Source organism: Caulifigura coniformis, assembly GCF_007745175.1.
Taxonomy (GTDB): Bacteria; Planctomycetota; Planctomycetia; order Planctomycetales; family Planctomycetaceae; genus Caulifigura; species Caulifigura coniformis.
Map to the genome: position 1 here is coordinate 1708635 of NZ_CP036271.1, position 13087 is coordinate 1721721.

Consider the following 13087-nt stretch of genomic DNA (forward strand, 5'->3'; position numbering starts at 1 on the left):
GAGGTCACTCTTTGGCTTCGAGCAGCTGAATCGCGTCGACGATGACGAACCCGTCGGTCCGGCGGTTGGAAATCGTCACCGTTGCTTCGTCAGCCGCGTTGAGGGCGACCGTTCCGGCGGTGCGGAACCGGCCGCCTGCGGGAAGTGGTACCGTCTCATCGAACACGAAGTCCGTGCTCGCTCCGCCACTCCGCACTGTGACCGGGATGTTTTTCGCCCGTGTCGCGTGGGGGCTGTACGCGATCTTCAGCTCATAGCGCCCTGTTTTCGGGGGCGTCACGCGGAATGTGAGCGTCGACTGGCCGTCGCCGCGCCGGTCGTCGTGCAGGTAGCCCTTCCAGACGTACGGCTGGAATGTCGTCGAGTGGCTCCAGGGGCCGTCGGCCTTTGCCTCTGTCTCGTCGATCACGATCCCGGGCAACGACTTCGGATCGAGACCCGCCGGACCTGATGACACCGGGACCGGGGGGAGTTCGGGTGCAACGAGCACCTGCTTCTGTCCAAGAAGCGCGGCCCGCAGTGTTTCATACGGCAGCTTCTGAACGGCGACTTTCTCCTTCGCTGCCAACGCCGCGGCGATTCCCGCGCTGTGGCCGATCGTCATCCAGGTCGGCTCCACCCGGATCGAGGAATAGGCGACGTGCGACGCGGAGATCGCCACCGGCACGAGGAGGTTCGTGCACTCGTCGGCCTTCGGCGTAATCGCGCGGTAGGGAACCTGCATCGGAGGGCCGTGCTTCCGGCCGCCGGGCTTCACGGGGAAGATCGTCCCCTCGCTCAGGACGCCGCCATCCTTTCGCGCGACTCGCTGGCAGTCGTGCGAGTCGATAGGGAATGAAGAGATCGCGATCGCATCGGGCTTCTCCAGGTTCGTCAGCACATCATGCTCGGTGAGGAAGTAGGCCCCCCGCATCCGCCGCCCTTCGCGGACGTACAGCTGCGGCGACCAGTGGCCCGTCTCGGGGAATTCGTCGCGGCAGAGGCCGAGTTCGGCGAGAACCTTCTGCAGGTGTTCGGGAACGGCGGGGTCGGTCGTCAGGAACTGGTAGAGCTCGAGGATGTACTGCTTGTGCTCCTCCCACTTCTTTTCGCGGCCGGCGGCATCGTCCTCGGACCAGCCGTTGCAGCCGCCAATCAGGCCCATTGAAAACTGCTTGCCGATGCCGTTGTTGGCATCGAACTTTTTTCCCGGCAGGGGATAGAGGTCCCAGAGCACGATCGGCCGCGGCTCCTGCCTGAAATACCGTCGCACCGCTTCAAACCGAGCGGGGTCGTACTTCGCTGGTTTGGGGAACGGGACCCTGTTGTCTGCCTCTTTCGTCAGGCAGAGGCGAAAGCTGTAGATCATCACATTTCTGTCGCCGTCTCCTTCGTTTCCGCCGTCCGCCGTCGTCACCAGCGGCAGGAGCTTCCCGCGATCGTCGAAGCCGGAGATCGCCATCAGCGGCTTGGAGAACCGGACTCCCGCATACTTCTCGTCCAGTTCCTTGCGGCTTTCGCGGCCGATCGTCCACGACACTCCCGCCGCCGCCATGAGGTCTCCTTCATAGGTGGCGTCGACGTACGTCCTTGCTCCGAATGTGTTCCCGTTCGTGCAGACGAGATGCGCGATCCGGCCGTCCTGTTTCTGGACCGATTTCAGCGTCTGCTTCGTCAGCACGCGGACGCCAGCTTCCTCCAGCAACTGTCGGGTCACTCGCATCGCGACGTGCGGCTCGTAGGTCCAATGCGTGTGGTCCTTCACGCTCACCTTGTAGGGGAGCGTCACTCCGCGGTCGGTGTAGTCCTTCTCGATCCGCAGGTGCCACTCTTCAAACAGTCCGCCGAGGGCGGCCCGCACCGTCTGGTTCGAATCGCTGAAGCTGAGCCCGCCGGTGTTCACGCCGCCGACATGCGCCGTCGGCTCCAGCAGCAGGACCCTCGCTCCTTCCCGGGCCGCACCGATCGCGGCGCAGAAGCCGGCGGGCGTGGAGCCGTAAACGATGACGTCGACCGACGGAGGCACGTCGATCTTGGCCTCCGCAGCAGGGATGAGGAGAGCCAGGAGGGCCAGACCAGGGACCACCACAGCGAAAAGCGACCAGGTGCGAATCATTCCGAGCGAACCTTTCCCTTGTGCTTCGAAGTCTTCTGTGACACGGGCTTCCTGCGCATGACGTCGAACAACATCATCCCGGCCCCCACGGCGACGAACAGACCTGTCGCCACTCCCCGCCCCAACGCCTGCCCGCGAGCGGCGGCCCGGTTGGATGGAACAGCCTGCAGCCCGATGACCATGTTCGCCACCATGCCGGCGAAGATCAGGATTGCGCCCCACTGCCACAGCGGCATCGACTTCAGCCGCACGGCGTCCGACTCGCGATTCTTTCTGGTCATCTCACCATCCCCGTGGAGCGCATGGGAATCCAGTGACTCTCCCCGCCGTTGTACCGCCGCGGGCCGGGCGCGTCACCACACCGCCGTCCCGCGGGTTTCCGGCGCCCAATCGCCAATCGCTGACTCCCCTGCCGCACTTCATTACACTCCGGGCTTCCTGAAGAACCACAAGCACCAGCCGCGGCTCACCGCCCGGTTTCTTACTCGCCCATCAGCAATCAACCCCGGATGCCGCCTGGCAGTTCCCCGCGGACGCCGGGCGTTTCCGAACGACCCCATGAAAACTGACGACCTTCGCGACGCCTACCTGTCCTTCTTCGAGTCCAAGGGCTGCGTCCGCCGGCCCAGCGACGTGCTCGTCCCCAAGGACGATCCGACGGTGCTGTTCACGCCGGCCGGAATGAACCAGTTCAAGAACCAGTTCCTCGGCATCGGCCCGCTGGAGTTCACGAAGGCGACGACCTGCCAGAAGTGCATCCGCACCGGCGACATCGACAACGTCGGCGTCACGGCCTACCACCACACGTTCTTCGAGATGCTGGGCAACTTCTCGTTTGGCGATTACTTCAAGCGGGAGGCGATCAACTGGGCCTGGGAATTCCTGACCCAGAAGAAGTGGCTGGGCCTCGATGCCGATCGCCTGAACGTCACCGTGTATCTCGACGACGATGAAGCGGCCGGGATCTGGGCGAAAGACATCGGCCTCTCGCCCGAGCGTATTTCACGTCAGGACGAATACGAGAACTTCTGGCCCGCCGGGTCGCCCTCGAACGGTCCCGATGGCGTCTGCGGTCCGTGCTCCGAGATCTATTACACCCCGCCGGGGCAGACGAAGTCGGTCGAGATCTGGAACCTGGTGTTCACGCAGTTCAACCGCGTCGGGAATCCGCCGAAGAACCTCCAGCCGCTGCCGAAGAAGAACATCGATACGGGGATGGGACTCGAGCGGTGCGCCTCGACGCTGCAGGGGGTGCTGTCGAACTTCGAGATCGACAGCATCAAGCCGCTGTGCATCGCGGCCGGCGAAGCGATCGGGAAGAAGTACAGCTACGACGCGGCCGAGGGCCGGGCACTGCGCCGCATCGCCGACCACATCCGCTGCGTCACGATGTGTGCCCACGAAGGGGTCGTTCCGGACAACGCCAAGCAGGGCTATATCGTCCGCCAGCTCCTGCGCCGCGCGATGCTGGAAGGCTTCCTGCTCGGCAAGGACGCCCCGTTCCTGTATTCGCTCGTGCCGGTCGTCGCGGATCTCATGAAGCGTCCGTACCCGGACGTGCAGCAGTCGGTCACGGCGGTCGCCAACATCGTGAAAGAGGAAGAAGAGCAGTTCCTCGGCACGATCGAACGCGGCCTGTCGAAGTGGAACAAGGTGGTCGAACGGGCGAAGGCTTCCGGTGGCGTGGTTTCCGGCGAGGAAGCCTTTGCCCTGCATTCGCAGGACGGCTTCCTGATGGACCTTACCGTCCAGATGGCCGCCCGTAACGGGCTGACCGTCGATCGTGAAAAGTTCGATACGCTCGTTAAGGAACACGAAGGGAAGTCGGGCTCGGGAGCGTTCCTCGACAGCGTCATGGCGGAGGGCCCGCTGGACCGCGTCCGCAAGAATCACGGCGCGACGAAGTTCCTCGGCTACGACAAGAGCGAGTCGGAAGCGAAGGTCGTCGGCCTGATCGTCAACAAGGAGTTCCTCGAGCACACGAATTACCACGGCACAATCGGCCTGCTGCTCGACCAGACCCCCTTCTACGGCGAAGCCGGCGGACAGGTGGGCGACTCGGGAACGATCGCCGGTGAACACTTCGAGTTCCACGTCGAAGAAACGCAGCGCAACGCCGATCTCATCATCCACATCGGGAAGCTCGTCCGCGGGAAGATTCAGCTGGGCGAGCCGGTGACTGCGAAGATCGACGCCGGCCGCCGGGCCGGAATCCGCCGCGCTCACTCCGCGACCCACCTTCTGCACCACGCCCTGCACAAGGTCATCGGGTCGAACGCCCTGCAGCGCGGCTCGAAGGTCGAGAACGACGTCCTCCGATTCGACTTCGCGCACTCCAAGCCGGTGACCGAAGAGGAGAAGCGGCAGATCGAAGACGAAATCAACGCCCGCATCGCGGAAGGGGCCTCGGTGGCCACAGAGGTCACGGACCAGGAAACGGCCAAGAAGCGCGGCGCGATGATGCTCTTCGGTGAGAAGTATCCCGACCGCGTCCGGATGGTCACGATGGGCGACTTCAGCGTCGAGCTGTGCGGCGGAACACACCTGTCCAACACGGGCCAGGTCGGACTGCTGCGGCTCGTCTCGGAAGAGCCAGTCGCCAAGGGGGTGCGTCGCATCTCGTGCCTCACCGGCCAGAAGGCGCTCGCCCACATCCGCGAGGCGGAAACGCTGCTTCGCGAGTCGGCGATCCTGCTGCGCGCTCCGACGCCGCAGGAGCTTCCCCGCAAGATCGCTGCACTGCAGGAAGAGCTGCAGGCCGCCCGCCGGGAACTCGCGAAGCACACGATGGCCTCAATCGCGGACCTTGCCTCGTCGATTCTGGCCGAGGCCGCGGTCATCGGCGGTGTGAAGATCGTGGCAAAGGAGGTCCAGGGGGTCCCGCGTGACGCCCTGAAGGAACTGATCGATCACCTCCGCTCCGGCAAGGAACCGGTCGCCGTTCTGCTCGGTCTCGTCGAAGAGGGCAAGGTCGCCCTGATCGCGGCCGTGTCGAAGGAACTGGCGGGCAAGAAGCTGCACGCCGGCGACGCCGTCAAAGCAGCGGCGAAGGCGGCGGGGGGCGGAGGAGGCGGCCGCCCCGATCTCGCCGAGGCCGGCGGGAAGGATCCCTCGAAGCTCAGCGAGGCACTCGAAGCCGGCAAGGCAGTGTTCGTGGGAAAGCTGGGGTAAGCAAACCGGGCGGCGGAGTTCACCTCCGCCGCTCTGCCGCACTATCGAACGACTTGGGCGATATTGAGCGATCCACCAGCGCAATCTGGTCTCGATGCAAACACCCGGTTGGGCAGATTCTACAACGCACGCTCTGAAGGCCGTTTGAGGTCGACTCCTCTCTGGAGCAGCGCCGACCTCTCTGGTACCCACAGTCCGACGCGGGTCGGATCCAACGGAGTGCCTGAATGAGAAAGTACGTCGCAAGGATGCTCGTGATGGCCGCCATCGCCGGGGTGCTCTCCCCGGCCAGCGGCTTCGCCCAGGGAAAGAGTCTCTCCCCTCCAGGGGCCAGTCGTGCCCTGGCCCATCGTGTCGCAAAGGGACCGTCGAAGCCGTCTCCCTCGAATCGCGGGGGGCGTGGTTTCGACCAGCGAATGCTCCACGCGATGCGGAACTTTGATCGACACGTCTCGTGCGACCCGCCGTTGCGGCCGCGCAGTCCGTAACCGGATTTCGGTCCAATCCCCGAACGCCCGCCGTCCACACCGGCGGGCGTTCTTCGTTTTCCCCTCCCTTCCCGCCTCGACTGCTGCTGGCGCAATCGGGAGAACCCGTTCCCGGTGTCCGGCCATCGCAGGACAGCGGAAAACGGGAAGTCTCCGACCCGTTCGGCATGGCATCCTCTGGCCCGATGCGCGACGCTTCTGAACGCGTCACGTCTGCGGTCGATGCATCGACCCGCGTCGACACTGGACATTCCGGCACAGGACATCCGTCGGATCTTCTCATGCCCCTCTTCCTTGTCGCCCAGCTTCGCCGGGCCTTTGCTTCCAATCCCCGCAAGGTCACTCCCACGGCGCGCGAAAGCGCGCGGCTCGACGCCGCAGGCGTGAAACATCCGATTCTCCGCTCCTACCTTGCGTGGCGGCGGGGCCTGATGCTGTTCACGCTGTTCGCCACTTTCCTCAGCAGCGCCCTCGCGACCTGGCGTGAAGTCACCGAGCCCGACAAGCGGCCGGAGCTTCTCCTCAACACGGTCGGCGACTCGATCGAGGCGGCCCTCCCGACCGACGCCGCAGACAAAGTCGAGGAAGACGAGGAGGTCGACGCCGGCGAAGCCGGACGCCACGTCCAGGTGACCATCAACAGCGACGACGACGCGGATGACAAGAAGCCCACAACTCTTCTTGGCCAGATCGCCGACTTCATCGACCTCGCGTCGCTGTATGTTCTGCAGGCGGCCGCTCTCGCGGTCCTGCTGGTCTGGAGCCGCTGGCGTCTTTCGTTCCTGATCATGGCCGGCGCGTTTGCCATCTCGTTCGTCGTTCCCCTGCTCATCTCCCTGTGCCCGTGGAGTTGGTGGGGCTATGTCGAGCATGCCTATACGCTCGAGAAGGAGCCTCTCGAGTACCTGCGTGTGACGGCCGAAGGGGTTGCCGAAGGGGCGTCGTACCTGGTCACGCTGTTGCCGACCGTCCTCTCCCTGGTGCCTGCCGTGCAGCGCGCGTGTGTGCGCGTGAAGATGCTCCTGCCGCAGGCGATTCTGCCGGGATGGTTCCTCGTGATGGCGTCGCCGTTCTACTCGCTGTTCCTGCTCGTCATCTTCGTCGCCCTGATCCAGGTCACCTCCAGCCCGCTCCTGATCGGCGGCTTTCTGCTGTTCCTCTCGGCTCCGCTGATCTATCCCTGCATGACGCGTTTCTTCACCCGTCCGCTCACCTCGGAAGGCGACTTCCGCCGGGTCCGGATCGTGCAGAGGATCGTTGGCCTGATGACCGCCGCTGCGGGGGGTCTGTTTCTGCTCTTTCTCTCCACGCAGAAGATTCTCGGCGTGAGGCTGCTGGGACTCGACCCGGCCCAGGCGCTCATCGTGCCGCTCGACCTGGCGCACTTCGGCCTGGAAGTTCTCAGCCGTTCGATGTTCGTCACGGCTCTTGGCGCCGATCTCTTCCTGAGGATGAACCTCGCCGCCTGGCAGAACGAACGAGCGTTCACCGAGTCGGGCGGCGCGCAGAACTACGACCAGGTGATGCGGGAATTCGAGACGATGTCGTAGTCTCCCGCGCGTTGAGATGGCGGGCGGCAGATCGCATTCCGTTCAGCTCTTCGGCCAGTGAGTCTCCACTCCCTGTTCGCGAATCATCGTCTGGAACTCTCCGAGCAGAGTTTCGGACTCCGCGATGGCGTGGGAGGTTGTCTTCCGGTGATGCTGGAAACTGGCGAGGCAACCTGCCGCTTCACCGATGCCCCATTCCACCGGGTGCAGGCGATAGCAGCCGTTCGTGATGTGCGTGGTCCCGATGTTCTTGCAGGCGGCCAACAGGTTCTTCACACGTTTGGGAATCAGCGATCGCAGCGGGATCTGGAACGGCAGCGAAGCAAAGTCGATGTAGTTGTCCCCGGCCGAACTCGGATGCAGGTCGATGTGATAGGAGCCAACGCCGACCGAATCGGGAAACTCGGGGGGCGTCGCGCGGTCGGCCGGTTGTCCGAGCATGCGGGCCCGGTTCTCGCGGCCGACAAAGTGTTCGGTGATCGTGAACAGGGCTTCGATCCGCCTCGCCTCGCGAACGTAGGGCGCCTTCGCCAGTCCATCCTCGGTCCCCATCATGTCGCCTCGCAGCAACAACCCGGGATATCCGGTGCCGCCGTCCGGCCGCGGACATTCCGTCTGCAGCCAGTACATGAGGGACAGGCTGAGCTGCTTCGCGCGGGCCACGTGGCGGTCCGCTTCTTCTTTCGAGACGCCGATCAGCGGTCCCAGCACGTAGTCGTTCTGGGGCCAGTTGACGAGCGTGACATTTCCGCCGCCGGTATTCTCCGTGAAGAAGGCCGCGTTCCTGATCTGCCGGTAGCGGAACAGATTGAGGGCTTTGGTCGGTGCGAGCGTCGGATCAAAGCCGAGTTTCTTTGGCGTCAGATCGCGCGGATTCGAATAGCTGAGGTCGAGCAGTCGGCCCGACCAGGGGGGCGTCATCGCCGGAACGAATTTGCTCCAGAACGCATACTCCGCCGGTTGATCGATGACGTGATTCTCGCCAGGCCGATACTCCGCGGCGAAACAGATCGTGAATGCCTGCTGGTTCAACGGATTCGCGGTCGCTGCCGCGTGCAGTTCATCCGTTTCTTCCTTCGCTTCCGTGCCGGTGACAAACTCGGTTTTCGTCAGCGGAAGGAGATCTCCCAGTTCACTGGCGTCGATGAACTGTGGCGCGAGCAGCTGATACTCCTTGCCGCTTCGCGTTGAACGCACGCGAACCGATTCGATGCGGTCGCCCTCAACTTCCGCGCTGACCGGCTCGGTTTCCAACAGCAGCGTCAACCGGCCCGAACTGAGGTGCGGCGCCAGCATGTCCTGCAGGACGGCCAGCGCGACGCGCGGCTCGTGGCACAACCGTGACACGCTGCCATTGCCCGGATTGAGCAACGGGTTCTCGCGGGCCGCGGGGGTCAGCGGAAAGTTCTGGCGGTAATAGTCCCGTACCCGCGTCCGAAACTCGCGATAGGACTGGTTCGCTCCGTGCTTCTCGATGGCGGAATGCTCATCGGGAGGGACGGCCTGGGAAGTGAGTTGTCCGCCGATCCAGTCGGTCGGTTCCGTGAGCACGACGCGGAGGCCATTCCGGGCGGCGGCGAGCGCTGCAGCGACTCCTCCCATCCCCGCACCGATGATGACGACGTCGGCCTCGAGTTCGCGAACCGGCCCGCCTGCAGGCGCAGCCGCGGCAGGGAGCGTCTCTCCGGCAGCCCGTCCGCTGCGCAGGGCCCACGTGGTCGCGAGGCCGGCCATGGCCGATTGCAGAACATTCCGCCGATTCCAATGTGCCATCGTTCCGTCTTCTGAAGTCTGCCGTCGCGAGGGAACGCCGTCGCCGCCGAATCGGGGCCGAAGCGTTCCGAGGAAACGCCCTTGTAGGTGAATTGCGCAGGCCTGACGAGGTTCACCCGGCGCGACGATTCACAAGCTCATGCACGTAGACCACCTGCTCTTCGCACACTACCGTAGTTGCTGCGAAAGGAGTGGGCGATGGTACTCCGGATGACGGCGGCGGCCGCAGTCCTGATCGGACTTGTCCTCGTGACGATCTTCGTGCCGGTGGCGCAGCGAGGGGACGGCGACATCGAAGTCGAACAATTTGCCGACGAACCGATTGAACTCGTCCTGGCCCCTCCTCCGGACGAAGCGCCTGAGCACTCCGATGGCGTTCGCCAGGCCGCGCGGATCGTCCTGCGGGCGTCAGGATCGACAACCGGTTCCGGCCTCAGACTGCCGCCCCGGTCGCCAGGCCCCGTTCCCCAGGCAGGGTCGGCCGTACGTCCCCGCGCGGGAGTCGCCATCGCGGCGCCCGCCGAGGCCGGCAACACGATCCGGCCCCGGCCCCCGGTTCAGATCCCCCCTCCGGCCCAGGCTGGTTCCGTCGCCGGCATTCGCCGGCCTGTCGCGGTTCCCCGGCCTGCGATTCCGCAGGCGGGTTCGGTGGTCCGTCGCGGCGGAGTTCCACTGAATTTGAACCCGCTGGTTCGCTCGGCTCCCAGTCGGTCGAAAGACGAGCCCTGGGTGGCCCAGTACGTGGCGTTTGGCCCAGGCGGACTGGAACTCGCCACCGGGACCCTCGGGGGGGAAATCCTGGTGTTCGATCTGCAGTCGCGGGAGTTCCGCCGCGCATTGAAACTTCCGGCCGGCGACCTGCTGGAGATGCTTTATACGCCGGATGGCGCGTTGCTCACGAGTTCGACCGACAAGCGGCTGCGGTTGTTTGACACAGCGTCGGGCGAGATCGCGCGCACGTATGACGCCGGGGGGACGATCAGCTCCATGGCCCTTGTCCCTGGCGGGGAGGAGGTCATCGCCGGCTCGTGGGAAGGTCGGGTCTTCCGACTCTCACTGACGAAAGGCAACGTTGTAGAACTCGGTCGCCATCCCGGGACGGTCCGGGCCGTCGCGGTCTCCCCGGACGGTCGATCTGTCGCGAGCGCGGGGACTGATCCTGATCTCCGTTTGTGGAAACTCGATCGACCGGATTCTCCTGCCGTGCTGCTGCGTGCTGGAAGGCCTGTCACCCGTCTCGCGTTCTCGCACGATGGGCGCTGGCTGGCGAGCGCCGGATCGGGGTCAGTCACGTCGCTTTGGAAGCTCGATCCCATTGAACCCCCAGTGCTGGAACGGTCAATCGTCGGCATGCAGAACGCGAATGGCCTGTTCTTCGACCGCCGGTCGAGCCGAATTTTCGTCAGCGGCAGGAACAGCTTTGCGAACATCAGTCGCGTGGACATCGAGACAGGAGGCGTCAGCACCTTTACGGAGACGCTGCCTCCCGAATCGATTCGCGACATCGCGCTCTCTCCCGATGGCCTGACGCTTGCGGCATTGACCGGGAATCATTCTGTTCATCTCTTCCAACTCGACCCGGCGACCTCCACGATCGTCGGCAAGAGTTTCCTCCAGCCGCCGTCCCCCCGTTAACGGCCTCATTCCTGCCCCCCACTTCCAGCCCCATGCTGTCTCCCGTGAATCGTCGACACTTCCTCTCGTTCCTCGCGGCGTCTGCCGTTGTCCCATGTTCATCGGCCTTCGGCAGCGATGCCGGACTGATCCGTGGCATTACCGACACCACGCTCTGGAACAACCTCGACGGCAGCGGGACGACGTGGTTCCATCCCAAAGTCTGCATGGTGCCCCGGCCGGGAAAACCGCCGCTGGCGCTGATGAATCTGCAGTTCATCGCCGGATCCGACTATTTCGGCCCGGTCCACTGGTCGGCCTCGGAAGACAATGGCCAGACCTGGTCGGAACCGGTCCTGATCCCGGGTTTTGAGCGTCGCCCGGTCCCGGGCCATGAAGGGCTTCTCGCGGGCGTGTGCGACGTCGTTCCGGAATACCACGCGAAGACGAACACCGTCCTTGCCGTCGGCGAGATCGTCTTTTACCGCGGCGAGAGGTTCGCCGCGAAAGATCAACTCAGGCGTTATCCCGTTTATTGCGTCCGCAAATCGGATGGAACGTGGACCGATCGCAAGATCCTGGAATGGGACGATCCGCGGGCTGCATTCATCTACAGCAACAACTGCGGCCAGCGGGTCACGCTTCCGGATGGCGACATCCTGATCGCCATGTCGATCGGGGCGAAGTCGGAATCCCGATCGGCGATCACTGCCCGGTGCTCTTTCGACGGGGACACCTTCGCAATCCGCGACGTGGGCGAAGAAATCAAGCATGCCGCCGGCCGAGGCCTGCTCGAACCATCACTGACGTCGTGGAACGGTCTGCACTATATGACGATCCGTGCCGAAGACGACCGCGGGTACGTCTGCACGTCGACGGATGGACTCCGGTGGACGGAGAAGCAGCCCTGGCTGTGGGACGACGGAGAGCCCCTCGCGATGTCGTCCACCCAGCAGCACTGGCTGACGCACTCGGACGGCCTGTTCCTCGTCTATACCCGGAAGGACGCTTCGAACCTGAAGCTGATCCGCTGGCGCGCGCCGCTGTTCGTCGCGCAGGTCGATCCGCAGACGCTCCGGCTCCGCCGCGACACCGAGCAGATCGTCCTGCCGATTCGCGGCGACTCACTGAATGACCCCAACGGCACGCAGCAGATGGGGAATTTCCACATCGTCAATGCGAACGCGGACGAGTCGTGGGTGACGGATGGCCACTGGCTTCCGAAGAAGAACGCCCGCGGCGAACTCCGGATGGCCCGCATCGCCTGGACGAAGCCGAACCGGCTCGTGTGAGCCGGTTACAGCATCCCGTTCAGGCCGCGTGTCTTCAGTTCCTCGATGAGCTTCTTGATTGCATTTTCGTCCCCCCGCTTCGCCACGAGCGTGGCGTCGGGGGTGTGGACGACGATGCAGTCTTCAAGCCCCAGCGTTGCCACGAGGTGCTTGTCCGTCGTCCGCACGATGCAGTTCTTCGTATCGACTCCGACGTGCAGTCCTTCGATGGTATTGCCCGCGGCGTCGCTGCCTGAAAGTCGCGGAACGGCCTCCCAGCTGCCAACGTCATCCCAGCCGAACGGCGCCTCGAGCACGACGATCGACTTGTCCCGCTCCAGCACGGCGTAGTCGATCGACGTCGACTTCATCTTCGGGAACAGGTCGCGGATCGTGGCGTCGTAGCCAGGGGCGCCGATCGTTCCGGCGACCTGCGCCGTCAGCGCTCCGATCTCTGGCTCATAAGTCGTGATGGCCTCCAGGATTCGCCGCGCGCTCCAGGTGAAGATGCCGCAGTTCCAGTAGAACGTCCCGGCCTTCAGATACGTCTCGGCCGTCGGGCGGTCAGGCTTCTCGCGGAACGCCGCAACGTGATAGGCCGAGCGACCTGCTCCCAACTGCGGGCCGCGCTCGATGTAGCCATAGCCGGTCGACGGGAATGTCGGCGTGACGCCGAACAGCACGAGGCGATTTCGATCCTCGTCGACAAGCGTCTGGGCCGCCTTGCCTGCCTTCTCGAAGGCTTCGACCGGTTGGATGACATGATCCGCCGGGAGGAGGAGCATGACGGCGTCCGGGTCTTCCTTCAGGAGATGCGCGGCCGCCAGCGCCACGCAGGGAGCCGTATTGCGCGCGCAGGGCTCGACGAGGACGTGCCCGGTCGGAAGCTCCGGGAGTTGTCGGCGCGTCTCAGCGGCCTGGGCTTCGTTGGTGACGACCCATTGCCGTTCGGCCGGGATCCAGCCGATACAGCGGTCCGAGGTCGACTGGATCAGGGACCGGTCGCCGCTGAGCGTCAGGAACTGTTTCGGGAACGCGTGGCGGCTCGCGGGCCAGAACCGGGTGCCAGACCCGCCCGCCATGATCACGGCATGCAGCATGGGAAGTTGTCGTCGGTAAGAACAA

General features: G+C 64.5%; 9 protein-coding genes. 5 read left to right on the top strand and 4 right to left on the bottom strand.

Annotated features, from left to right (window positions below; all coding sequences use genetic code 11):
* Positions 1-4: 4 nt before the first annotated feature.
* Positions 5-2095, bottom strand: a complete 2091-nt coding sequence (locus Pan44_RS06720; protein WP_145028517.1) for an FAD-dependent oxidoreductase — start codon at positions 2093-2095, stop codon at positions 5-7.
* Complete coding sequence (locus Pan44_RS06725) at positions 2092-2376, bottom strand: hypothetical protein (protein ID WP_145028519.1); 285 nt, start codon at positions 2374-2376, stop codon at positions 2092-2094. The genes Pan44_RS06720 and Pan44_RS06725 overlap by 4 nt, the downstream gene beginning before the upstream one ends.
* A 277-nt stretch (positions 2377-2653) precedes the next feature.
* On the opposite strand from Pan44_RS06725, the gene alaS reads away from it, so the two are divergent.
* The 3 genes from alaS (at position 2654) to Pan44_RS06740 (ending at position 7304) form a co-directional block, all read left to right on the top strand.
* Positions 2654-5266, top strand: coding sequence for an alanine--tRNA ligase (gene alaS, locus Pan44_RS06730; protein WP_145028521.1), 2613 nt, complete (start codon positions 2654-2656; stop codon positions 5264-5266).
* 227 nt (positions 5267-5493) lie between these two features.
* Entirely contained in the window at positions 5494-5754 is a 261-nt protein-coding gene (locus Pan44_RS06735; protein WP_145028523.1) for a hypothetical protein, read from the top strand.
* Positions 5755-6035: 281 nt separating this feature from the next.
* Positions 6036-7304, top strand: a complete 1269-nt coding sequence (locus tag Pan44_RS06740) for a hypothetical protein (protein WP_145028525.1) — start codon at positions 6036-6038, stop codon at positions 7302-7304.
* 42 nt (positions 7305-7346) lie between these two features.
* On the opposite strand, the gene Pan44_RS06745 is transcribed toward Pan44_RS06740, so the two are convergent.
* Positions 7347-9077, bottom strand: coding sequence for an FAD-dependent oxidoreductase (locus Pan44_RS06745; RefSeq protein WP_231754242.1), 1731 nt, complete (start codon positions 9075-9077; stop codon positions 7347-7349).
* A 198-nt stretch (positions 9078-9275) separates the two neighbouring features.
* Here Pan44_RS06745 and Pan44_RS06750 point away from each other — a divergent pair, with 198 nt between their 5' ends.
* Positions 9276-10712 carry a WD40 repeat domain-containing protein gene (locus Pan44_RS06750; protein ID WP_145028527.1) on the top strand — a complete coding sequence of 479 codons (1437 nt, stop codon included), beginning with the start codon at positions 9276-9278 and terminating at the stop codon, positions 10710-10712.
* Between the two features lie 32 nt (positions 10713-10744).
* Positions 10745-11983, top strand: a complete 1239-nt coding sequence (locus Pan44_RS06755) for a sialidase family protein (RefSeq protein ID WP_145028529.1) — start codon at positions 10745-10747, stop codon at positions 11981-11983.
* 5 nt (positions 11984-11988) lie between these two features.
* On the opposite strand, the gene Pan44_RS06760 is transcribed toward Pan44_RS06755, so the two are convergent.
* Positions 11989-13062, bottom strand: a complete 1074-nt coding sequence (locus tag Pan44_RS06760) for a mannose-1-phosphate guanylyltransferase (RefSeq protein WP_145028531.1) — start codon at positions 13060-13062, stop codon at positions 11989-11991.
* Positions 13063-13087: the final 25 nt, after the last annotated feature.

Coding starts and splice junctions, on each gene's coding strand:
- Pan44_RS06725 (WP_145028519.1), bottom strand. CDS start 2,376: ATGACCAGAAAGAATCGCGAGTCGGACGCCGTGCGGCTGAAGTCGATG.
- Pan44_RS06720 (WP_145028517.1), bottom strand. CDS start 2,095: ATGATTCGCACCTGGTCGCTTTTCGCTGTGGTGGTCCCTGGTCTGGCC.
- Pan44_RS06755 (WP_145028529.1), top strand. CDS start 10,745: ATGCTGTCTCCCGTGAATCGTCGACACTTCCTCTCGTTCCTCGCGGCG.
- Pan44_RS06735 (WP_145028523.1), top strand. CDS start 5,494: ATGAGAAAGTACGTCGCAAGGATGCTCGTGATGGCCGCCATCGCCGGG.
- alaS (WP_145028521.1), top strand. CDS start 2,654: ATGAAAACTGACGACCTTCGCGACGCCTACCTGTCCTTCTTCGAGTCC.
- Pan44_RS06740 (WP_145028525.1), top strand. CDS start 6,036: ATGCCCCTCTTCCTTGTCGCCCAGCTTCGCCGGGCCTTTGCTTCCAAT.
- Pan44_RS06745 (WP_231754242.1), bottom strand. CDS start 9,077: ATGGCACATTGGAATCGGCGGAATGTTCTGCAATCGGCCATGGCCGGC.
- Pan44_RS06760 (WP_145028531.1), bottom strand. CDS start 13,062: ATGCTGCATGCCGTGATCATGGCGGGCGGGTCTGGCACCCGGTTCTGG.
- Pan44_RS06750 (WP_145028527.1), top strand. CDS start 9,276: ATGGTACTCCGGATGACGGCGGCGGCCGCAGTCCTGATCGGACTTGTC.